The organism is Liquorilactobacillus sicerae, from assembly GCF_029916425.1.
GTDB classification, from domain to species: Bacteria; Bacillota; Bacilli; order Lactobacillales; family Lactobacillaceae; genus Liquorilactobacillus; species Liquorilactobacillus sicerae.
Map to the genome: position 1 here is coordinate 22,049 of NZ_JAHAVQ010000003.1, position 24,334 is coordinate 46,382.

Genomic DNA, 24,334 nt, shown 5'->3' on the forward strand with positions numbered 1-24,334 from the left:
TTATCCCTCCTAAAACAAAACTTGCAACAGTGACAAAACGATCCCTAAGGCTATCAGCAAGCTGACGATCAGGGCAACCTTTTGTCCCGCACTTGATGACTTAGCAGGCCGGTCACTTGCGGTTCTTTCAGCTTTTAGCCGCTGGTCAATGTCTTTTTTGATTAAATCACTCTTATCTTTTGGCATGATGTTCTCCCGTTAATAACTTTCGATAGCTGGCTGTTGAAACCTCATTGGCTGTTAAATGCTGTAACTTAAGCTGAGTTTGGAGAAAGTTTTGCTCCAGTCGGCATTTTTTAAGCAAGGCTGCTAATTGTTGAAACTCAGCTGATTTAAAGATATGGGCTTGAGCGACATAGCGTGGCGCATGCAAAATATTTTCGAACCCCAAAATCAGCAAGTTATTATCAAAAGCTGTCCGGACCGCATTTTTAATTTCAGCTTGGTGATTAATATCTAGATAAAAATCCGCTGTCTGCCACAACTGTTCTGTAACAATTGGAGAAACGTTTGGAAATAAACGAACATTTTCATAGCGTTGCAGCTCCTGCAATTTGGCTGACATTTCGGTCACTGCCGCGATTTTAAACTCAAATTCAGGCAATTCCTTAATCAGTGGTTCAATTTGTTCTAATTGATCCGAATTAGTCATAATCAAAATCTGCTGACCGCCATGATTTAACCGGTGATGCGGATAAAGGTAACCCAGTAGTTGCAAATCAACGTTAGTTTCTGCTGGTAAATGAGCTTTAACAAATTCGTAAGCTGATTTTTCAAAAAAAATAATTTGTTTTGTCCGCACCGCCTTATTTTGTAAAATTTGGCTCATATTAGCTGGAATTGCTTGGTTTAACGGCTCTTGCCAAAACAAAATATCGTTGCCATTATCAGGCAAGTTTAAACTCACAAAGAACGGAAAAGATAAGGAGTTATAACGAACTTGGCTTAAGTCGAATTCTCGCTGCTGCAAATAAAATTTAACAAAGGCTGTTTTATTAGAAAAATTAAAGATTTCACCAAACTGACCATTCAACAAAATATCATTAGTAACTAAATTTTCAACAATTTTTTCATGCTGATCTTGCGTATAATAAGTCTTAATGACCGGCTGTTCTGCCAAATTGTAAATTGTTTCGGCAAACCGACGCCCGTAGCGATTATAGTGATCGACTGAACGCAGTCTTTGTTGACGATCAAACCACTTGACCTCTTTGATCAAACGCTTTTCTGCTGGCCAAGCATAAATGATTTGACCAGCTAACCGATCATCATCGTAGATTTCCGCAGCATGATTAGTACCGCGAATTTCCCACAGATCGGGCAAAGCCAAGCGATCAAAATACAATGGCTGACCACTGTTGCCTTGTTCACAAAAATAACTCCAAGGAGATTCAGTATGTTCTGGCAGCCAGCCGTCATCTTCAATAAAGATTGTTGGAGTGGCCTGATTTATTTGCCGTAAAGAAGCCAATAGATCAGCGGCTGCTTGATTATTATGATCGAATAAATTAATCATTAGTCATTTCCTCCAGTAATCTCTGCCATTTCCATTCAACTTGTGGCAGTAAATAATCCTTCGCCAACTGATAGGAGCTCTGGTGAAAAGCCGGCAGATCATCTTGGGTAAACAGCTGAACAATAGCTTGGGCCAGCCGAGCGACGATTACTGCTGGCGTATCAGTTGGGGCATAATCCAACAAATGACCATTTTGCTGATCCAAAATAAACGTCTGCGTACCATAACGAACATTTAACCCAATCATCGCCAAACCCGAACCGACCGCCTCCATCAACGTTAAGCCAAATCCCTCGCTGGTTGATGCGGATAAGTAAGCTTGATATTGCTGATAAATCTTAGTCAGCTCCTGATGCCCCCGCAAATGAATATATGCTTCAGCGTGCACTAACTTGATCATCTGCTCCAGCTTGTTTTTTTGTCCACCTTCACCATAAATGTCAAAAACCAACTCGGGAATCGTCTTTTTGGCTTGAACGACCGCCGAAATCAGATAATCAAGGTGCTTTTCAGCTGCCAAGCGCGACGCTGTGATCAGTGACGCTGGGCGACGGGGCGTTTTTGACTGCTGCAGCTGCTGCAATCCACCAACTGGAATCGAATAAATTCTTGGATTCCGCCCTAAATAAGTTCGAAACTGCTTGGTTAACAGCTGTTGTTGCTTCTTAGTTGCCGTAATAAAGAAATCAACTGCTTGTGAGTTAGTAAATTGATAGTCATAATAATTATTCCACAGGATATTATCATGATCAGTTGCTGATTCACTAAAATGTTCTGCGTGGATAACTACTCCTAACTTGGCTGGTTGATGATGACGAAAAATTATCTGGCCAATCTCGGTTGAACGATCTAGCAAACAAATATCATTTTTAGTTAACTTAAGTTTCTCCAGAAAATACTTCAAGAACTCGGCTTTTGAGTACAATAAGCGATTATTTATTCGAAACATTTCCTGATCGCCATCCAAGATCTGCTCATAAGCAGTTGAACCATTTTGATTAAAAAACCGACGCAAATAAATATAAGCTTGATTATTGCGGGGAGTATAATATTCTGACATGACTCTAGTGTAGGTAAAAAAATCTTTGCGAATCAGGCGACCATGCGACACAAATTCCGCCCGTTCAACTAGTTGAGGTGAATCCTTTTTCAAATAAACAGTTACAAACTGATCCTCATGATCAAAATGATAACGTCTAACTTGCGGATTTACTTGTTCAATTCTAGTTTGCCGCTGTTGACAACGAAGATTTAATTCAAATTGTTGAATTGTATAACTATTAGGAGTCAACTTGATATCGGTTAAATACTGATAAATCCAAATGATTTCCGAATCATGAAAGCCAATATTTTTAGCTAACGTCTCAATATTTTCATATAAAATTAAATCCGTAAAAACAAATTTGGCTGGTTGTTTTAGTTCACGTAAAACCATTGCTCGATAAGCTTGGGCATATTCTACCCCGCTACTGGCCCAGCCAATTCCTAAATTAAAACTATAAACCGTCATAATCATTCACCTCAACTTCTATAAATAATAAACAATAAGTTTTCCATCTGGTTTTTTAATAATTGAACTTAATAATAAATTTTGGACAATTTTGTGTAAAATTAACGACTGCATTTGCAAATAGGCATTGGCGGCAGCTTGATGATACTCATAAATCGGATTCTTTTGAGCAATTTGGCGATTCGAAATAACTGCCCGCAATTGCTGCAAATTATCAACTTCTTCGATCCAAGCATTATCAATTGCTTTTAAAACACACGAGCGATAAAAGTTTTCTTGTTCGGCGGTCGATAAATTTTGCGTCTTAGTAACTATTTGCTGATGAGCTAAGTTTTTTAACTGGTGTTTTAACTGCTGATCCGTTAGCTTTTTTGAAATCAGCTGGCGGTCAAAGTGATAGGCTAAATTTTCTAAAACAAACTGCAGTACTTGCTCTGGTTCTAACTGAGATGATTGAGTTGCAAATTGATCAATCAATTCATCGATCAACTTAAAAACATCTACCGATTCTGACTGCTGCTTAAAAATCAATTGATCACGCTGCTGATAGACAGCTTGGCGCTGAATCCGGACACTTTCATCAAAAGCCAATGTCATTTTTCGCTGTTGATAGCCTTGATCGGCACTAACTTGCTGTGCGCGCCGAATGCCATGCTTAATCCATCTAGCCTTCAAGTTTCTTGGCTGCGTAAGATCACCCGCTTGATGTTGCTGAAAATATTTCTTCAAGCGGCGCGTTCCAAACTGATCAACAACCTGATCTTCCAGTGACACAAAAAACTGACTGCTGCCGGGATCGCCTTGGCGGCCAGCTCGTCCTCGCAACTGCAGCTCGATTCGACGATTGTCCATCCTTTCAGTTCCAATCACTGCCAAACCGCCTAATTGTGCTACCCCTGGTCCAAGTTTAATGTCGGTCCCACGGCCAGCCATCGAAGTAGCAACTGTGACAGCAGCTTTTTGGCCAGCTTCGGCAATAATCAACGCTTCTTTAGCAGCATTGCGAGCATTCAAAACGTTATGCGGAATTTGCGCCTGCAACAATAATTCAGAATAGATTTCGGATAAGCCAACAGAACCTGTCACAATTAAAATTGGACGTTTTTGCTGATGCAACTGCTCTACAACCGCCAGTGAGGCATAGAGCTTTTCTGGCAAAGTCGGATAGATCCGATCAGGAAAGTCTTGCCGAATTACCGGCCGATTAGTCGGAATTTGAATAACTTTCATATAATAGGTCTCAATAAACTCAGCTTCAGCCGTTTTGCCAGTACCACTCATCCCAGCCAGCTTCTTAAACATTCGGAACAAATTCTGATAGGTAATTGAAGCCATGGCCCGTAAATTTGGCGTGATCGGCAACTTTTCAGCGGCCTCCAAGGCTTGATGCAAACCGCCTTCGAGTTTAGACATCTCCAACACACGGCCATTACGTTTATCTAATAATTTAATTTGCTGTTGTGAAACAATATAATCACGACCATTTTTAAACAGGCAATGGGCTCGCAACGCCAAGTTGAGATGACGAATTAACTCAGAAAAATGTCCATCAAACAAGTTTTGAACTTGAAAATACTGTCGAGCTGCTTGCCAACCCCGTTTTGTTAGCCAAACATTACGCTTTTCTTCATCAATTTGATAATCCGCTTTGCTTAGGGTCTTCACAAAATCATCAGCTAAGCAATACATATTTGACTGAACCCTTGGTGCTCCCGAAATAACTAAAGGCGTCTGGGCGCTATCAAGTAAAACCTGATCAGCTTCATCAACAATTACATAGGAAAAATCACGCATAAACTTTTCAGCTTGACTACCAGCTAAGTTATCAATTAAATAATCAAAACCCAAAGTACTGCTGGTTGTATAGACAATATCTGACTGATAGATCTGACGCTTTTCCGCCGGCGTCAAGTGTTGACTGGCATCCTCTGGTGAACTGCAAGCACAGCTTAATCCAAGCCAACTATAAACTCGGCTCATCTGTTTAGCATCCCGATTAGCCAGATATTCATTGGCAGTAACTAACCACGTACTTTGCTGACTCAAAGCATTCAAATAAAGTGGCATCGTTGCAGTCAAAGTCTTACCCTCGCCAGTTTTCATTTCGGCTAAGTTTCCCTGATGCAAAACAATTCCACCTAAAACTTGGACGTCAAAGGGAAACATTTTTAAAACCCGCCGATCAGCCTCACGGATAACCGCAAAAGCCTCGGGTAAAATTTCATCTAAGGTTTTACCATTGCGCAACTGCTGTTTAAAATAGCTGGTTTTGGCTTTTAGTTGGTTATCAGTTAAATGACGCATAGTTATTTGATATTGATTTACTTGTTTGACTATTTTCCATAAAAAATGCAGTTCCAGTTTAGTCATGATCTTGATCCTCATTCACTAATAAAAAATCTTTTTTATGATCAACCAAAATAATTGGAGCCGTTAAGTCGGCTAAATGATAACGTTCAACTGCCGGCCATTTTTCCTTGGTCAACTGCTGAAATTCTTTTGGCTCAATGGCCGCTGAGACTTTAACCCTACTCCCTGCAAATTGTTGTCCATAATAGCAGCCTGCCAGATTCGACCAGTGACCCGTCCCCCAAAAAATCAACTTAGCAAATCTTTGCCAGTAATCCTGCAAACGTTTTTGCAGCGGCTCAGCTAAGAAGCCAGTTGCTTGACTTAAAGTTGTTGCTAAAATAACCCAATCAGTTTTTGATGAAAAAGCCGGATCCTTTTGCAAATTAATTTGGTTGTCCGGTTCTAACCAAAGCAAATTTAAAGTTTTCTGTTGAAAACTGGCGTTGATCATTTCCGTCAAAATGAAATCATCGTTGTTTTTCAATTCTGTCTTGGCACTTGCTAATTCTAAGCGGTGAAACTCAACTTGCTGGCAGCCGGCATTAATCAAAGAAACTCGATAATCGACTGCTTGTTGTGGATAAGTGAAAGTTCCCTTTGACCCTTTGATGAACTTCTGATAACAAAGTTGTCCTAAAGCGTCATAAAAATCCAACCGCAGATACAAAGAAGCTTGTGGTTGACTAGCAGCCCTTAAAACCAGCTGATATTTTTTTCGCGGTTCCAGCAATGGCAGTTGTGGACTGAAACGATCCGCTTGATAATTAGTGTTGGCATACCAAGTCGTAATGACTTTACCCGGTGGCATGAGTGCATTGGAAAAAAGCACCAAATCCGACCGCACGAACTCAACTGTTGAACCAGCTAAATAGGTTGAAGCTAAATTACGCCAATAAATTAAATCGATCACTTGGTTATTCATTCATCGTTCTCCCAAAATCGGCTGCTAAAAAATACCGAAACTGTGCTAAAAACCAGTTGATGATTGCTGAAGAGTTATCATTATGCCTGCCAATCCAACCTTTGCCAATCAACAGTGGTCGCTGGTTTTGCAAGCGGTTTTTAAGTTGTAAAAAAGCTGCTTGATCGTAATCATCATTTTTCATGTAAGCAGCGGCAATTTTTGTTTGACGAAAATCACCAGCCATAATCCGCTGCCAGATCTGCTGGTCAACGGCTTGCGGACTGTGAACCTTCAAAACTGTTTGACAAAGCTGCAAAATATCTAGTGAAGTTGCAAAATCATCTGGCCGCAATAATCGATGATTTTCAGCAATCGTCCCTAAATTGATCAACGGCTTGCCTAAAATAATAGCCGCTGGTTTTAACAACCGACCATAATAAAGAGCCCCAAAACTGCCCATCGAAAGACCGGATAAAATCAGCTGTTGATTAGAGAAACCTAAATCCTTCAATTTAGCCGTAATCGTTTGGATAATGACTTGCTGATACTGCGCGTTGCCAAAATAAAAGGCCCCGCCTTCTAAACGCGGATCGCTGAATAAAATAAACGGCGCGTGCAAGGCTTTCATCATCGGATAGCCCTCAAAGCCTTCCAATTGACGATAACCAGCAAAGTAGACATTCAGTGGTGGTTTAAAATCCCCCGGATCAAAATAAGTTAAAACTTCCTGCCGCTCAGCCGTCTTTTTGCTCTCCCCACCTAAAATCAAACTGCCAAAGTTAAAGCGCGTCCATCTAAAATGGAGATTACCGATCTGTATTTTACCTTGACCTTTAGCATATAAAATTGCAGTCAAATAGGTGGCTGCTTGATCATTATGCGTCCTTGAAATAACTGCCACTTGCTTCATTTGACTTTCAGATACGATCCATTTTGACTGAGAGTCGGCCAGATTACCTACCGAACTTTCATAAAAAACCAGTTGCAGCTGACAATCGGCACTTTTCTGAAACTCCAACCAAACTTCTAACCGGCGCTGGGGATCAACATAAACATTATTCCGCCAAGTTGCTAGTGGCCGGAAATTTTTGCCAAAGTCTCCGGCAATTGTTAAGGAAAGATTGCCTTGATAACTGATTTTGCCGTGAAAATTAGGCGAGAGTTCCAAACTTTTAATTCCTAATTTAAGACCACTTTGTTTTGCAAAAAAACTAAGGGCAATCTTTTTAATTAATTTTTGCGGATTAGCAACTGACACGCCAACTGCTGGAAGATGTTTAAAAAATTCTGATTCAGTAGCCGTTAATTTTAAGTTTCGATCATAAAGCAAAGCATATGATTGCGCAAACGGTATCAACCGTGAAAAGTTTTCATTTGAAATAGCAGCTGTCAGCAAGAGCACTGAAAAATCGGCTGTGGCATTTGTTTTTGAAAAACTAGCTAATTGAGTCGGACTACTAAAGTTCCATTCAAGCTGCGGCGGTATTGGCAGATTCTGCGACCAATTCTGCCAGCCAAGCTGTAAAACTTTGATTTTTGAATTTGCCAAATTATCACTTACTTTCTAAAGACTGCCAAATTGATAATAACTTCTGACTAGAGAACTCGGCAATTCTTTCAGTTGCATAAACTAAAGCTTGATTCCAGTGCTTTAAGCCAACTAAATAATAATCGATAGCCGCTGTTAATTCGGTCAAACTCCTGATCACCAACCCATTTTGCTGAGGCTGGACATAACTGGTCACAACGCGATTAATTTGCGGGATTCCAGCACTGATGCCAGCAATCTGCAAAAACAGGCTTGGCTTAGCCGCTAAGTCAATAATCAGCCGAGTAGCTGACAATTCCTTGATCAAATCAGTCTCTTTTTTGATTGGCAAGCAATTGATTAAGCGCTGATTCGCTGAAACAGTTAAATCATTTTCTTCGTCTGAAGCTGATTTTTGAAAATCAAAAATTACTTGATCATTCAAGTTTGCCTGAGTGATCAACGGACCCAACTCTGTGGCTAATTTCGTTTGATCTAACTGACGATAAGTGGCCAAAGTCAGTTGAATTGCCGGATTTTTGGCAACTTGAGCTAACAAAACTGAAAATACTTGTTTTTGTTCTGGAAGCGACAAGCCATCAAACAACCAAAGAATTTTCAGTTCCTTAAGTTGTTGGCTATGGCCCAAATTCAACCGGCTATCAAACGGAGTCATCAACCTAATTTGCGGTGGATTCGGCAACCCTTGAGCTTTTGCTACCAGCAATTGATAATTTTGATCTGTATCAGCTAACCAAACTTTGCCCTTAGCCAACTGCTGGCACGTTTGCAAATCAAATGACAGTCGATTGCTAAAGATTGAAAATCCCAGTCGTTGCCGAGGTAAATTGGCAGCTGCCAGCAAAGCAAGATTTTCCGTGCTGGCCGCGACCATCAAGAAATTATTCTGTGTCAATGTTTTGCTCAAATAGTTGCTGACCCTTTCTTGAATCAAACTATCCAAATCAGGATATTCCGTCTGCTTAAGCCCTAAAGCTCCCTTAACTCGAACCGTGTTTGCCGGCAAAGCTAGCTGTAAGCAAACTTCACCAGTTGAACTCAAAAACTTATGTGAGCCTCTTTGCCGCGCTTGATCCCAAAACTTGATGCTTGATAGGAAGCCACGATCGTCGAAGAAATAGGTCTTGGTCTGCTGATCATTCACTGGCCGCTCGATCTTCAATAAACGTCCACCCTCACCAAACTCAATGCGCGCCCAGAGCCGATCATGCAAACTAGCAATTACTAAAAACGGCGTATAGTTGAATTCAATGTCTGCTGGCCAGTTTAAATCCAAAAAATCCAATGAGCGCATTGGCATAGTTGTTGTTTTCTGCAAATCATCAAATACACTATAATAAGCAACCCCTAAAAGCTTTTGTTGTTGTAAAAAAGTCCTTAAAAATGGTGAATAGGCAGTCAAAACGATCTTTGGCTGCTGCTGCGCTTCATGCAGCATTCGAAGTTGGCTAACTGTATCATCAAATTCAATTTTATGCGCTGCAGAGTACCAAGGCTGCGGTGTAGCATCCCAGGTCGTTTGACTGGCCTGTTTCCAACTAGGCAAAAAATAAAACATTAATTTCCTCCTCGAGAAAAGTCCAACAAATCAGCATAACCATGCAACAAACTAATCGTTCTAAATTGTTCGATAATCATCAAGACCATACTGCAAGTCATCATCAACATTCCGGGAAGTAACAATACATTCAGCAACTGAGTGCGGCCGACGCCAAAAAACAGTGGTACCCCGGCAAAAGCAACCGTATAAATTGCACCTAATACAGACAATTGTAAAACCTTTTGGCGCAAGTAGACTTCGGTATCCTTACCAGGATTAACCTTGATTAGATAATCGCCAGCTTTTTGCAAATCCTCCGCAATTTTTTCTGGATCAACATTAACTAAACCAAAGACCAGCGTTAACCCAAACAAGATCAAGATATACAATGAAACACCAAAATAAGAGGTCAGGGCAACATTTTTAATCAACCAAACAATAATTGAATTGTCTGGAAATTGCTGATGTAGAATCTGCAAAAGGTAATTTGGCAACATCAACAACGATAAACTGAACATAATCGACATACTGCCTCCTGGATTCAATTTAATTGGCAAATATGTTTGATCGCTAAAGTGACTTTCAATCATAATTTGTTGGATCTTGACATGATATTCAGTTTGCTCAACAATCACGGTCAAACTAATTATTAGCAAAAATATTAATGAACAGATCAAAATGACTAAGATTAGCGTATGCGGTCGGATGATCTCTGTGACTTGTTGAATAACATTTCCCAAGATACCAAACAAGATGACGGTTATCGAACCACCAATGCCTTTGACTGAATTCATATTTGCCAGCCAAATTAGCCAAAAACTGCCAGCAACAACAACCAGGCTAACGATAATTTTTTCTAAAACCCCTGTAACAATAATCGGTAAACTAACGATCATTCCCCAGGCTTCAATTAGTGCGATCACTAACGTCAGTAATAACTGAAAAAAATCCGTTTCCTTTTTACTTAATTTGTCAAAACTTAAACCTTTAATCATTAACAAAAGCTGCCAAATTATAATGGCTGACATCCAAGGACTTAAGCCAAGCGAGAACAGTGAGACCTGGGTCAAATTTGCACCGGTGGCACTTCCAGACAAGGATAACAAGCTGGCAGATTGACTCATTTTATTTAGTTTGCTCACCTGAACAAAGGGTAGTGGAATATTTTTTCCCAGGTCGTAGACGACTAAAATCAAGCCAGTCCACGCCAATTTTGACCAGATAATTTTAAATAATTCTTTCTTTTTGGTAAGTTGCTTCAAGATACACTCCGTTTCTAATACTCCAAAAATAAAATCAATAAATTTTATACTTTCAGCTTATTATAAATACAAACGGGTAAAATTAAAAACTTTTTGCAATAAAAAAACAGGATCACTTTGACCATGATCCCATTTATTTAAATTCCTAGGTCTAGACTAAATAGGATGAAAATTAGTCTTTTTTCTTCTTATTGCCACCAGCCACTAAACCAGCTAAGCCAATTGCTAAGAATCCAAGATACCCTATGCTGCTTTCTTCGCCAGTTTGTGGTAATTCGCTTTGTTTAGTTTGTGAATGTTGCTGAGAAGAGTTTGCTTCCATACTCAAGCTATTAAAGTTTTCACTGGCCAAGGCTGAACTACTCAACGAGTCCGACAAGCTCTCACTATTTGAAACTGAGCTACTCAACGAGCTTGAAGTGCTTTCACTGCTTGAAGTTGAACTGCTTAGTGAACTCGAAGTACTTTCACTCTCCGAGATCGAGTCGCTCAAGGATTCTGATAAGCTCTCGCTATTTGAAACTGAACTACTCAACGAGCTTGAAGTGCTTTCACTCTCTGAAGTTGAGTCGCTCAATGAGTCCGACAAACTTTCACTATTTGAAACTGAACTGCTTAGTGAACTCGAAGTACTCTCGCTACTTGAGATCGAGTCGCTCAAGGAGTCTGATAAACTTTCGCTATTTGAAACTGAACTACTCAACGAATCCGACAAACTTTCGCTATTTGAAACTGAACTACTCAACGAGTCCGACAAACTTTCGCTATTCGAAACTGAGCTACTCAACGAGCTTGAAGTGCTTTCACTGCTTGAAGTTGAACCACTCAATGAACTCGAGGTACTCTCGCTCTCTGAGATTGAGTCGCTCAAGGAGTCTGATAAACTTTCGCTATTTGAAACTGAGCTACTCAACGAGCTTGAAGTGCTTTCGCTACTTGAAGCTGAACCACTCAACGAGTCCGACAAGCTCTCACTATTTGAAACTGAGCTACTCAACGAGCTTGAAGTGCTTTCGCTGCTTGAAGTTGAACCGCTCAATGAACTCGAAGTACTTTCGCTATTCGAAACTGAACCACTTAGTGAACTTGAAGTACTCTCGCTGCTTGAGGTTGAGTCGCTCAAGGATTCTGATAAGCTTTCGCTATTCGAAACTGAACCACTTAGTGAACTTGAAGTACTTTCACTCTCCGAGATTGAATCACTCAAGGAGTCTGACAAGCTCTCGCTATTTGAAACTGAGCTACTCAACGAACTTGAAGTGCTTTCGCTACTTGATGTTGAGTCGCTCAAGGATTCTGATAAGCTTTCGCTATTTGAAACTGAGCTACTCAACGAGCTTGAAGTACTCTCGCTGCTTGAGGTTGAGTCGCTCAAGGATTCTGATAAGCTTTCGCTATTCGAAACTGAACCACTTAGTGAACTTGAAGTACTTTCACTCTCCGAGATTGAATCACTCAAGGAGTCTGACAAGCTCTCGCTATTCGAAACTGAACCACTCAACGAGTCCGACAAACTTTCGCTATTTGAAACTGAACTGCTTAACGAACTCGAAGTGCTTTCACTCTCTGAAATTGAACTGCTCAGAGATTCTGACAAACTTTCGCTATTCGAAACTGAACCACTCAATGAACTCGAAGTACTTTCACTGCTTGAAGTTGAACTGCTTAGTGAACTTGAAGTACTCTCGCTGCTTGAAGTTGAGTCGCTCAAGGATTCTGATAAACTTTCGCTATTTGAAACTGAGCTACTCAACGAGCTTGAAGTGCTTTCGCTACTTGAAGCTGAACCACTCAAGGAACTCGAGGTACTCTCACTATTTGAAACTGAACCACTTAGTGAACTTGAGGTACTCTCGCTCTCTGAGATTGAATCACTCAAGGATTCTGATAAACTTTCGCTATTTGAAACTGAGCTACTCAACGAATTCGAGCTGCTCTCACTGCTTGAAGTTGAACTACTCAAGGAGTCTGATAAGCTTTCACTATTCGAAACTGAACCACTTAATGAACTTGAAGTACTCTCACTGGTTGATAATGAAGAACTCGAGGATCCGGACGAACTTTCACTAATCGAACTACTTAATGAGCTGGAACTACTCTCACTTCCTGAAGTTGAGCTACTCAAGGATTCAGATAAACTGGTTGAAGTCGAAGCGCTCGTGCTGGTCGAACTACTTAAACTGCTTGATTCAGATTCATTAACATAGACATAAATTACTGTCCCATTATTTCCACTGGTTGTCAAAGTTCCCGAAGATGCTAATGAGCCATCACCCATCTTTAAGAAAGTATAGCCGCTAATTTCCTTTTGCTCTGTTTGATAGGAATTTGAGACATATGGACCATCTGGATAAGTCACTGTCCCCTGTGTCAACTCATTTCCTGAGAGATCAACGTACTCAACATTGACCGTCGCGGCCTGTTTAAATTCAAAGGAAGTAATCTTAAACTGTTGCAAATTTGATGCTTCTCCAGTTGAAGCGCTGACGATCATCGCCATTGCCTCACTTGAACTCGAAATAGTTTTTGTCCACGTTAACACTGTGCCACTAGTTTCTGTATATTTTATAGTTAAAAGTTTTGTATTTCCATCATAGGAAATAACAAAATCATGAAATTGCCCATTCAAATCATCACTGCTTAATGCTTGAACAGAACTTGCATCAGTGGTTGCCCACCAACGTGATGCGGTAAAAACGTTATATTGACCAGCGATTTCCTCAGATTGGGTACTTACGAATGCCCCAAATTGTGGATCGCTAGTCGGATCAGCAGCCCAGCCAAAAGCCAAGGAATTATCATCTGCAATCTGCGCACCGTCTTTATTTCCATCGGGATAGGTTGGAGCCTGATCATCGTTATGCCAAGTGTCAAGTTTAAAGCCAAGTGCATCTTGCAAGCCACCAATGCCTAGATTGGCACCAGAATTCCCGACATCTGTTGTATTGCCATCATGAAAAGCAAAGGAAATACCATCAGCACCACCTTGAGCTGAAGTCTTGCTGCCTAAATTGACTTGCCCTGTCAAGGTGAAACTGCCAGTCATATCAATTTTGCTATTTAAAGCAAAGTTGCCAACTTGACCTTGCTCATCTTGTGTCAAAGTAACAATTCCAGTGCTTGCATCATAAGTAGCACTGCCATTCAATGTAAAATAATCCAAAAAGTTTGCTGCCGTCACATTGATCAAGCCACTATCCGTTGTTCCCAATGTTTGCTCATAAGCACTGACCAAAGTTTTATAAGAAACTTGCGTCTGCTGTGTTTCACTTTCACTTGTTGCAGAAGAAGTTGAAGCAGCTTCAGTCTCTGATGTTGAAGTACTTAATGAGGCACCGTCAGAAGTTGCTGCTGAGCTAGTATAATTTGCACTCCCACTATCAGTTGCAGCTGAAGATTGCAATGCTGATCCACTTTCTGTTGCCGATTCACTTTCAGTTGTTGATTCACTTTTTTCATTAATTAGTGAAGTCGACTTAGCCTCGGAAGCAACAATTGATGACGATAACATTGCTGATTGTTGTTCAGCATTTGAAAGCGACACTGAATTAGAAGCTGAACTCGACTGTTGAGCAGACAGCGAAACTGATTCTGAAGCTTGATTTTCTGAAGCAGCAATTTCACTTGTCGAATTTACATAATTATTTTCAGAAGTTGTATCTTGATTAATTTGGGTACTCTCTTGAGTTGCTAAAGTTGAATCTGTCGCCAGCGTCTTTGTTGAGCTCAATTCCGTGGTAGTGTCAGCTGCAGCCTTCGTGTTTGTAATCGCTGCTCCACCTGCAACTGCACCTAAAAAGGCCAACACTTTGGCTGTTTTCAAAGTTGAGTTAGTCTCAGATGATTCAACTTCGCGCTGTTCTTTAAACTGGGAACTCAGAAGATCATCGCTTCTAGAAATTTTGATTAAGCCGATTTTGGTAAAAATTGAGCTGACCCAATTTTTTCCAGCTTTATAAAGTTTTACTCGTGTAGTAGGTTCACTTTCAAAATAGTTGTTTTTATTATATTTTTTCATAACTTATTTCTCCAAAACATGTCTTTTTATCATAAAATGTGTATTTTTTTATTCTTAATTGAATTGGTTTTGCAATACCAATTCAATTTTGAGTAATCTAATTATGGGTTTAATATTTCTAAATTAATGTTATCAAGTCTATGAACATGCTGGATTTTTTATTTTTTCAAAAAAAAGCAAAATGAAAAACATTTTGCTTGATATTTTTTTGTTTATTTATATAATGGAACTGAAATTAAACATTTCAAAAAAATAGCTAGGAAATGATAATGATGAATTTTTTCAACTTATTAAATAATTATGACCAAAGTAAAATTATCCTCTTCCAAGAAATCATTGATAATTTGCCAGAACGTAAGTTGCAATTAAAAAGTTTCAAAGAAAGCAAAGGATTATCAAGCTATCGGTTAAACAGCTTGTTAGAAAATTTAAACGATGATATTTATCAAGTAACAGGAAATAATGGCTTCCAAATTGAGTCCCATCAACTCATCTGTGATGAAAATCTTGATCGGAAGGTTTTCAACAAGCTCAAAGACTATTACTTTAAGTTTTCATTACAACGTGAATTAGCAATCGGGTTTTTAAAAACTGGCGAATTTCCTGATCACAAAAAGATGGAAATTGATTTCAATTGGAATCGAACCAGTTTTTATCAACAAAAAAATAAGTTGCTTCAATTTGCAAATGAGTTTTTACAAAATCGCCAATTAAACGAAACATTAATCCGTTATCTACTATTTAATGTTTTTGATTTCTTTGATGATCCAATTCGACCTGATTTTTCTTATCCTGTTAGTCTAAAAATTTCATTAACTCATTTAAATCCTTCACAGCGAAGAAAACTAAAACTGATTTATAAAATAATTTATTTTCGAACTTCCAAACAATTTTACGTAGTACCTAAAAATTTATTGATCACTCAAGTGGATAATAAGACTAGTCAGATTATTCAAACTCTGCCAATTCAAAAACAATATCTCAAAAGTGAAAATATATTTTTAAATCAATTCTTGTACCATATTGGCATAAAAAAGGTTGAATTATTGCAGCCAAAATATCTTGAAACAAAACATCAGAAATATTTCTTACAAATCAAAAAAATCATTCTTCGTCATTTCTTAAATTTAACCGGACAGCAAAAACAAGTTAGTGATCAAGTTTTGTTGTACTTTTCATCGACTTTAGCCATATATCTAGCTTTAGAAAAATACAAGAATATCGTCAATGAACAGATTAGCAATAAAAACTTTGATTATTTATATAACTTGCATCCACGTCTAAGTCAGACAGTTGCAGAAATAATTAAAGAAATTGATAAAAATGTTACTCAAGTTTATGGCTATGAACGTTTACATTTTGATTTGATGGCAGCGGCCTTTTTAGGCCCATTTAAAATTTTTCAAACAGATATTGTCCATATCTGTTTAGATTTTGCTGGTGGATATTATACAAACAGTTTTATCGAACGTCTTTTTAAAAAATTTTTGAATTTTGAAATTCAAGTTGACGATTATATTGGACCAGAAACCGACCTATATGTAACTGATCAATATAATAAAAAACATGATGAGATCCCTCAAATTGTTTGGTTAAGAACACCAACTCTATATGACTGGCTACACTTGACACGTAAGATTGAAGAAGTGAAACGTAATCGCTTACAAAAAGCTTAAAAAAAAGCTTCACCCCTACCATGAGTTAGATAGAGGTGAAGCTTTTATAGTTTTTATTTTTTTTAAATTGCTTTTTCCGTCAAAGTCATCGCATTCAAAGCAACTATTATCGTTGACAAAGCCATAATAATAGCACCAACAGCTGGATCTAAAACTATCCCAATTGGAGCTAAGATCCCAGCAGCTAATGGTAAAGCGGCCAAGTTATAACCGGCTCCCCACCAAAGGTTTTGAATCATTTTGCGATTAGTCAATTTAGCCAGTGTCAAGAAACTTAAGATATCATGCGGATCTGATTTGACTAGGATTACGTCAGCGGAGTCGATAGCGACATCAGTTCCAGCACCAATCGCGACTCCTAAATCAGCCGCTGCCAAACTTGGAGCATCATTAACACCATCCCCGACCATCATGACATGCTTGCCATCGTGCTGATATTTTTCAATGATCTGCTGTTTATCAGCTGGCAATAAGCCAGCATGATAATCAGTGATTCCCAGCTGATCAGCAGCATACTTGGCAGCGGCCTGATTGTCGCCGGTCAGCATTACTGGTGTAATTCCTTGTTTCTTAAGTTTAACAACCAGCTCTCTCGCACCGGTTTTCAATTGATCACCGGCAGCCATCATACCAAGAATCTGCTCCTGATCATCCAGCAAGAAACTGATCGTATTACCACGGCTTGACCACGTTTCAACTTGCTGCTGGTCGAATTTAAGCTGCTTTTTCGTCAAATAGCCAAGATTAGCGATCAGGTACTGCTTGCCATTGATTTGGCCACTCAAACCAATACCTGGCAACGTCTTGACCTGTTGCGCAGTCGGCAATTGGAGCTGTTGTGTTTTAGCAGCGCTCAGGATCGCTTGAGCTAAGGGATGTGATGAGTTTGCTTCCAAAGCAGCTAAATTTCCCAGGAGTTGTTCTTTTGGATATCCATTAGCTGGCACCAGCGCATTTAACTTAAACTTTCCAGCCGTCAGCGTGCCCGTCTTATCGAAGAAAATGTGGCTTAACGACTTAGTTGCTTCAAGCGCCTGACGATTACGCAACAGCAAACCTTTTTTAGCACCGATCGAAGTTGAACGAGCTACTACCAATGGAATTGCAACGCCTAAAGCATGCGGGCAGGCGATCACTAACACAGTGACCATCCGACTTAAAGCTGTTGCTAATCCTTGTGGCAGCCAAGCGAAAAAAGCGATCAAGCCAACTATCACGGCCGCATAAAATAGGTACCCGGCAACGGTATCGGCACGCGTCTCCGCTTTAGATTTAGCCTGCTGAGCTTGCTGAACCATTTCCATGACCTGTGATAAGTAGCCGTTTTGACCGATTTTGGTGATTTTGACCGTCAGTGTACCATTTTCATTGATCGAGCCACCGATCACTTGGTCGTTGACCTTTTTAGTCACGGCTGCTGCTTCACCGGTGACTAAAGCCTCATTGACAGTTGATGAACCAGCCATGACAATCCCATCAGTCGGCAGACTTTCGCCGGCACGGACCTGAACCCGCTGACCCTCCTGCAGCTCAGCCAACTTGACATCGGTCGTTTGCCCATTTTTATTGATCAAATGTGCTGTACTTGGCAACAAAGCCGCAATTTTATCTAAAGCATTGCCAGCTCCCATGACAGCATTCATTTCGATCCAATGACCCAGCAGCATAATCAAAATCAACGTCGCTAGTTCAAACGAAAAATCCATAACTGACGTTTGGGGATGGCCAAAATTATTAATCAGAATCGCATAAAGGCTATAAAAGAAGGACACGGAAATTCCTAAAGTGATCAGCGTCATCATAGCCGGTTTTTTGTCTTTGACTTCAGCAACTGACCCCTTTAAAAATGGCGCTCCCCCATAGAAATACAGCAAAGCATCAAAAAGCAAGATCACCAATCCTTTGCTGGCACCGCCTTCCCAAGAAATAAGCGGACGATCAAGTCCCATCACCGGTGCCAGCAACAAGACCGGCAAAGCTAAAATCAACGAGATCCAAAATTTTTGCTTAAGATTCCCCATGTGCATCATCTGACCACCGTGCATCATCATGTCATGATCCATGTTCATTGAGCCATGTTTCATCGACATTCCGTGATCCATGTTCATTGAGCCATGCTCCATTGGCATCTCGTGATCCATGTTCATTGAGCCATGCTCCATTGGCATCTCGTGATCCATGTTCATTGAGCCATGTTCCATTGGCATCTCGTGATCCATGTTGTTCATTGACCCATGTTTCATCGACATTTCGTGATCCTTGTTCATTGAGCCATGCTGTTGATTATTCACTGTTGTTTTTTTCTTCATTGCTCTTCCTCCCCAAAAAAGTTTTCTGATTTAAGCTCCACTTTAAGTTTACATTTGTAAACGATAAAAAGCAAGTTTTACCTTGTACCGATGTCAAGCTACTATTACTTTCAGCTTAACATCGCTGATTTTTCAATTTGCTTCTAAAGACTCACAACTATTCGTCACTAAAGTACATATTTTTCTACCCGACAACTTTAACAGACTTTCTAAATGATACTAATTTGTTGTATACTCAGAATGTCCAATGTGAATGGAGGAAATACCGTGTCTTTTTATCAACGCTTGCAGTCGCAATATGCCAATCTGTATTTGACATGCTTGGCTGCTTTTGTTTTTCTAATGATGATTGATTTAAGTTATGCTGTACCCTTTATTTTCCCAATGTATACAATTTATCTAGCAGTTAAATTAGTGGCATTTTTCATTCTAATAGTTTTCCTGCTGCGAAATGATCTAACCCAGAGAATACGCTTAGCTGTCATCATTAGTTTATTATGTTTTTACTTTTTTAGTAAACGTTCTGGTGATTCAGACTTTTTTTATTACGCAATCTTTGCTGTCACCGCATGGAAAATTGATTTTCAAAAAATAATTTGGACTTTCTTTTGGATTGGATTACCAACTGCCAGTTTGATAATTTTAGCTAGCTTACTTAAGGTGATTCCGACTCAAGTTATGGATGGCAGACCTGGTTTTCAAGTTCTAAGATTTTCACTAGGTTTTTTGACACCAACCGATTTGGCCGCCCGAGTTTTTTATTTGCTTTTAGCTTATTATACTTGGCACAAATTTCAAATATCAATTCCAGGAAAAATTATCAGCATTATTTTGGTTGCCCTGACCTTTTTACTGACCAATTCGCGGTTAGATTTGGTGATGATGCTTTTGTTATTGGCAATTGTCCTTTTCCCAACGCCAGTCAAAAAAAGTCTGCGCCAGCTAGGCTCATATTTTCTAAGTTGGCTGGTTGCTTTTTATTTAATTATTTTTCTGGCACTGACGGTGTCCTTTGACCCGCAAATAAAATTTTTTAAAATTCTCAACGATTGTCTTTCCAAACGCCTATCTCTAGGTCAAAGGGGATTATTTAATCATGGAATCACTTTGTTTGGTCAGCATGTAGTTGAACACAGCAATGGAAATTTATCTTTTGCGATCCAAAAAGATTATTTTTATATTGACTCTTCATATATCCGGTTACTGGTTATCTCTGGCCTGATCACCACCATGATCGTCTGCTCAGCAATTTTTTACTTAATTTATTTATTTTCTAAAAAGCAGACTTTTTCACTCTTAATTGCATTATTGTTAGTGATCATCAGTTCCGCAATTGATCAACATCTATTGCAGTTGTCTTATAACTTCATTTTATTGGCTGTTTTCGCCGATCTTTCTGCTGGCCGAGATGAATTTGATTATTCTTAAAAAATAAAATTTGCTAAGGCACTTCAAAAAAGGGTTGGAAAAAATCGAATTTTTCCAACCCCTTTTTTTTTATTAACTTAGCGTAAGCGAAAGAAATCATAACCAAACGCCACTAAAATAGCGACTGCTGGTAAAGCAACTATTAGTTTGTCAAAATTTGACGCTAAAAAATTGCTCTTTTTATTTGAATTAGCAGAATTAGCTGATGTGACTGCAGCCTTTGTTTTAGCTTGTTGTGAATGATTAACGTCTGATTTGGCTGCTTGCTGTTTTGTGCTTTGAGCGGATGAAGATGTTTCAGCCGCCGTTTTCAGCACTCGATCAACTGGTATTTGGGTTTTAGCTGACGAGCTGGCTGCTGATGAAGTTTTAGCATTCGTTATCGGCTGTGAAAGCTTCGTCAATAATTCATGACTAGCTGCTAGTTGTTGTTGCAATTGCTGATACTTTTTTTGTGCAGCTAAATAGTTTTGTTGCGCCTGATTTGCTTGTTGCTGAGCAACAGCTAACTTTTGCTGTAATAATTCAAGCTCCAGCCTGATTTGAAAAATTTTTTGCTGGTTAGCCTGATACGTCGCCTGATAAGCTTTAATAGCCGTTTGCAAAGTTTTGATTTGCTGTTTAGTCTGCGAAACTTGGGTCAAAATTTCATTCAACGCTGCTGTTTTGCTTTTAAGTTCAGTTTGCGCTTGTTGTAACGCTTGATTTTTTTGTTCAGCAGTCGTCTGCAAAGTGCCCAACTTGGTTTGATCCGTACTTAACTGCGTTTGCGCTGCCGTTATCTTAGCTTGATCTAATGAATTTGCCTGCTGTAATTGATCCAAAGCTGACTGATCAGCAGCAACTAAAGCTTGTTGCTTGGTAAGTGCCTGTTCAGCTGACGTTTGTTGATTTTGCGCCGCTGTTAGTTGGCTTTGCGCCTGTTTTTGGGAACTTTGGGCAGTTGCCGCTTGCGTCTGCTGCTTTACAAGTATTGCCTGTTGCTGAGAAATTGCTGTTTGGGCCTGATCGATTTGGCCTAAAAGTTTTAACTGAGCCTGATCAAGCTGCTTTAGCTGGTTTTGAAGATTTGCAACTTGTGCAGTCAAATTATTGACCACAGCTTTAGCCTGCTGCCAAAGCGAATCAGTCTTATTTTGTTGCTGTTTGGCTAGTTGAGCTTGCTGCTCCAAACTCAGCGCTGTTTGGCTAGCAACGTTTTTCAGCGTCAAATCAGTTGCTGCAACCTGATTATCAGTCTGAATTAAAGTCAACACCAAGATTGGCGTCAAGAATAAGGCTGCCCTCAATGTATTTTTCATAACTGGCCCTTTCTAAAAAAGATAAATAATGTAATATATTTATTATATATCAATCAAGCTGATTTGATAATCGGCTGGATAAAAAAAGATGAAAAATGTTTTCCAGACATTTTTCATCAACCAAGTAAACTAATTATTTTTCTAGCTGTTTCAACAATTGACTAATGGCTTGTTTTTGATAAACAATGGCCGCTTGCTGCGCTAATTTTTGGCTCAACTGCTGACGTTGACTAGCCGACATAGTTGGATTCTTCTGCACAGCTTTTGCCAAACCCGCTTTGACCTGAGCAGTGGCATACTGTTGGGCTCCTTGCTTTAACTGAGCTTGTTTCTGTTTCAACAAGGTCTGCAGTTGTTTAGCCTGTTTAGTACTCAATACCAGCCAATTTTGACTAAGCTTAAAAGTATATTGACGTTTAACCAACTGATTTCCGTTATTAGCGATTCCAAACCAGAATCGATCCCAGCTATTTTTATACCGCCAGCGAGTCGTTTTGATCTGTAAACTTGACTTGGCAGCATTATGCTTGACCTTTACCTGATTTTTTTCTGGATCAGCACTGGTGTTGCGCAGCTTTTTTTGCTGTTTAGTCTTATATAAGTAGATTTTTTCTTTTTGCTGCGTGCCCAACGGCTGATAAAGCAAGATCGACATTTGCTGTGAGCTGACACTAGAGACCAAGCTTTCCTGCTGAGTCTGAGTGACTTGCTGCATGCCAAAATGATCATGGTCATTTTTAACGATCAGCGTAATCGTGATTATCAACAGAATTCCCAGCACAACGCTAATCGTGATCCGCCGCCCAAAAGGCTTGATGGCAGTCATACTGATAAAAAGCAATAATGCCAGGATGATCAAAGCTCCAATAATCATTTGGCTTCAGCCTCCTTTGCGTGCGTTTTAACTTTAATTGAACGCGGTACCCGATCGCTGACAAAAAAGGCGATCAAAAAGCCAAGCAAAGAAAAGATGACTGTCACCCAAAAAGCTGCATGATAGCCGTTGACCACGGCATCCAAAACCCGATTTTTATAAAGCAGCGGCTGCTGTTTCAATAAGCTGTGAGCCGGCGTTTGCTGTTTAGTAACATTGGTCAAAATACTGATCATGATCGCGGTTCCCATCGAAGAAGCAACCTGACGAATCGTATTGTTGACAGCTGTTCCATCACTCATCAACCGCAACGGCAAAGCATTCATCCCTGAAGTTGTCACCGGCATCATTGTCATCGCAATGCCAAACATCCGCAAAGCATATAAGACAATGACATACAGATGCGGCGTTGTTTTCGTAATGAAAGCAAACGGTACTGTTCCAATCGTCAACAAAAACAAACCAGTAACCGCCAACCTTTTCGCTCCAATTCGGTCAAAAATCTGGCCGGTGATCGGGCTCATGATTCCCATCATTAAAGCTCCGGGTAAGAGCGTTAAGCCAGAGTGGAAAGCTGATTCACCCCGGACTGTCTGCAAATACAGTGGAACGACCATTTCCGTGCCAACCATTGCAATCATGGCAACCGAACTCAATAACGTCGCAATCGAAAATTCGGGATTTTTCAAGACGCGCAGCTCTAAAAATGGTTTTTCCAAATTCAGTTGGCGCTTGCCAAAAAGCATGATGAAAATCACACCGATAACGATCGTCGTCCAAACTAGACCGCTGCCCCAACCCTTGTCGCCAACTTCCGAAAAGCCGTACAACAAACTGCCAAAACCGATTGTTGACCATAAAGCCGATAGCCAGTCTAATTTTTCACTGCGAGCCGGTAGTAAGGTGCGCATCAGCCAGATTCCACCTAAAATGACAACCGCAACGATCGGCAAGATCATCCCAAATAAAGTCTGCCAACGATAATTGTCGATCACCCAGCCGGAAAGCGTCGGACCAATTGCCGGTGCTAAGCCGATTACCAAGCCAGCTAAGCCCATCGCAGCGCCGCGACGATTAGCCGGGAAAATGGTCAGCATTAAAGTCTGGAGCAACGGCATAGTTACGCCAACTCCTAAAGCCTGGATCAGGCGTCCTGTTAGCAAGGTCGCAAAATTTTGTGCCAGATAGCAGGTCAAAGTCCCAATAAAAAATGCTATCATGGCGGTCAAATACAATACTTTCGAATTAAAGCGTCCCATTAACCAAGAACTGATCGGGATCATAATTCCATTGACCATCAAAAAACCAGTCGTCAGCCACTGAACAGTTGAAGCATTGATATCAAAGTATTTCATTAAGGTTGGAAAGGCGGTCGCTAAAATCGTTTGATTCAAGACCGTACAAAAAGTACCAACTAACAGCAGAACAACCAAAAGTGTTCGATTATAAGGCTTGCCGTTGGCATCAAGTGATTTCGCCAAAACTTGATCCTCCTTGTTTACATTTCAAAAATTTAAGTCTGACGATAAATATAGTCCCTTTTGATTTCTTTGTCAACTTACTTGACAAAGTTGTTAAAGAATATACAATTAGAGTGAGAATTTAAAACAACTAAAGGATGAAAAAATTGACACATAATCTTTTAACTGATCCAGAATTTGTCGAGCGGATCAAGGAAATTATGCGACAGGATAATTTCTTGCTGGGCATTGGCGATATTGCGCGGGCAACCGGAGTTTCTCAACGTAAATTGCGTTATTGGGAACAGCGCGGCTATATTAAGGCTGCCAAGTGTGCTGATAACCATCAACATCGTAAGTATTCCTATTATACAATGGCACGCATCAGCTTGATCAAATCTTACTTAGACTCTGGCTTCACTTTGAAAGCTGCTGTCGAAAAAACTCAGGCCCATGATCAGGCGGCAGCGGCAATCCATAAATTGTTCAAGGAACGCATTTCAGGGGTCAGACGTTTAACAGATGGCTATGAATTTGATCTCGGCGCTTTAAAAGAACAACCAGATACACACGTCGTCGCCATCATCAAACAGGCACAACCAACTTGTCTGTTACTAAAAAAGGATCACCACTAG

The 24,334-nt window shown here is 40.0% G+C and carries 16 protein-coding genes; 3 read left to right on the top strand and 13 right to left on the bottom strand.

Annotated elements, in window-relative coordinates; genetic code table 11:
* Positions 1 to 9 precede the first annotated feature (9 nt).
* From KH893_RS02310 to KH893_RS02350, 9 genes are all read right to left on the bottom strand, one after another.
* Positions 10 to 186 (bottom strand): hypothetical protein, encoded by a 177-nt coding sequence (locus KH893_RS02310; protein WP_281164562.1) that lies wholly within the window; start codon positions 184 to 186, stop codon positions 10 to 12.
* Complete coding sequence (gene gtfB, locus KH893_RS02315; protein WP_281164563.1) at positions 173 to 1,516, bottom strand: accessory Sec system glycosylation chaperone GtfB; 1,344 nt, start codon at positions 1,514 to 1,516, stop codon at positions 173 to 175. Before gtfB ends, KH893_RS02310 begins: the two co-directional genes overlap by 14 nt.
* On the bottom strand, positions 1,509 to 3,026 hold the full coding sequence (gene gtfA, locus KH893_RS02320) for an accessory Sec system glycosyltransferase GtfA (RefSeq protein WP_281164564.1): 1,518 nt from the start codon (positions 3,024 to 3,026) through the stop codon (positions 1,509 to 1,511). Before gtfA ends, gtfB begins: the two co-directional genes overlap by 8 nt.
* 18 nt (positions 3,027 to 3,044) lie before the next feature.
* The gene (gene secA2, locus KH893_RS02325; RefSeq protein WP_281164565.1) at positions 3,045 to 5,396 is read right to left on the bottom strand and encodes an accessory Sec system translocase SecA2; all 2,352 of its coding nucleotides are present in this window, start codon (positions 5,394 to 5,396) and stop codon (positions 3,045 to 3,047) included.
* The gene (asp3, locus tag KH893_RS02330; RefSeq protein WP_281164566.1) at positions 5,389 to 6,300 is read right to left on the bottom strand and encodes an accessory Sec system protein Asp3; all 912 of its coding nucleotides are present in this window, start codon (positions 6,298 to 6,300) and stop codon (positions 5,389 to 5,391) included. Before asp3 ends, secA2 begins: the two co-directional genes overlap by 8 nt.
* Positions 6,293 to 7,831, bottom strand: coding sequence for an accessory Sec system protein Asp2 (asp2, locus tag KH893_RS02335; protein ID WP_281164567.1), 1,539 nt, complete (start codon positions 7,829 to 7,831; stop codon positions 6,293 to 6,295). The genes asp3 and asp2 overlap by 8 nt, the downstream gene beginning before the upstream one ends.
* A 4-nt stretch (positions 7,832 to 7,835) precedes the next feature.
* Positions 7,836 to 9,389: an accessory Sec system protein Asp1 gene (asp1, locus tag KH893_RS02340; protein ID WP_281164568.1), complete on the bottom strand. Its 1,554-nt coding sequence runs from the start codon at positions 9,387 to 9,389 to the stop codon at positions 7,836 to 7,838.
* Positions 9,389 to 10,633, bottom strand: a complete 1,245-nt coding sequence (gene secY2 / locus KH893_RS02345) for an accessory Sec system protein translocase subunit SecY2 (RefSeq protein WP_281164569.1) — start codon at positions 10,631 to 10,633, stop codon at positions 9,389 to 9,391. Before secY2 ends, asp1 begins: the two co-directional genes overlap by 1 nt.
* A gap of 172 nt (positions 10,634 to 10,805) precedes the next feature.
* Entirely contained in the window at positions 10,806 to 14,651 is a 3,846-nt protein-coding gene (locus tag KH893_RS02350) for a lectin-like domain-containing protein (RefSeq protein ID WP_281164570.1), read from the bottom strand.
* 272 nt (positions 14,652 to 14,923) lie between these two features.
* On the opposite strand from KH893_RS02350, the gene KH893_RS02355 reads away from it, so the two are divergent.
* Entirely contained in the window at positions 14,924 to 16,327 is a 1,404-nt protein-coding gene (locus KH893_RS02355; RefSeq protein WP_281164571.1) for a hypothetical protein, read from the top strand.
* 62 nt (positions 16,328 to 16,389) lie between these two features.
* On the opposite strand, the gene KH893_RS02360 is transcribed toward KH893_RS02355, so the two are convergent.
* Positions 16,390 to 18,636 carry a copper-translocating P-type ATPase gene (locus KH893_RS02360; protein ID WP_281164572.1) on the bottom strand — a complete coding sequence of 749 codons (2,247 nt, stop codon included), beginning with the start codon at positions 18,634 to 18,636 and terminating at the stop codon, positions 16,390 to 16,392.
* A 267-nt stretch (positions 18,637 to 18,903) separates the two neighbouring features.
* On the opposite strand from KH893_RS02360, the gene KH893_RS02365 reads away from it, so the two are divergent.
* Complete coding sequence (locus KH893_RS02365; protein WP_281164573.1) at positions 18,904 to 20,064, top strand: hypothetical protein; 1,161 nt, start codon at positions 18,904 to 18,906, stop codon at positions 20,062 to 20,064.
* A 77-nt stretch (positions 20,065 to 20,141) separates the two neighbouring features.
* Here the strand turns inward: KH893_RS02365 and KH893_RS02370 are convergent, their stop codons facing one another.
* From KH893_RS02370 to KH893_RS02380, 3 genes are all read right to left on the bottom strand, one after another.
* Positions 20,142 to 21,365, bottom strand: coding sequence for a coiled-coil domain-containing protein (locus tag KH893_RS02370; protein ID WP_281164574.1), 1,224 nt, complete (start codon positions 21,363 to 21,365; stop codon positions 20,142 to 20,144).
* 133 nt (positions 21,366 to 21,498) lie between these two features.
* Positions 21,499 to 22,239, bottom strand: a complete 741-nt coding sequence (locus tag KH893_RS02375; RefSeq protein WP_281164575.1) for a DUF4811 domain-containing protein — start codon at positions 22,237 to 22,239, stop codon at positions 21,499 to 21,501.
* Positions 22,236 to 23,720 (bottom strand): MDR family MFS transporter, encoded by a 1,485-nt coding sequence (locus KH893_RS02380; protein WP_281164576.1) that lies wholly within the window; start codon positions 23,718 to 23,720, stop codon positions 22,236 to 22,238. Before KH893_RS02380 ends, KH893_RS02375 begins: the two co-directional genes overlap by 4 nt.
* A 137-nt stretch (positions 23,721 to 23,857) precedes the next feature.
* Between KH893_RS02380 and KH893_RS02385 the strand changes: the two genes are divergently transcribed.
* The gene (locus tag KH893_RS02385; RefSeq protein WP_281164577.1) at positions 23,858 to 24,334 is read left to right on the top strand and encodes a MerR family transcriptional regulator; all 477 of its coding nucleotides are present in this window, start codon (positions 23,858 to 23,860) and stop codon (positions 24,332 to 24,334) included.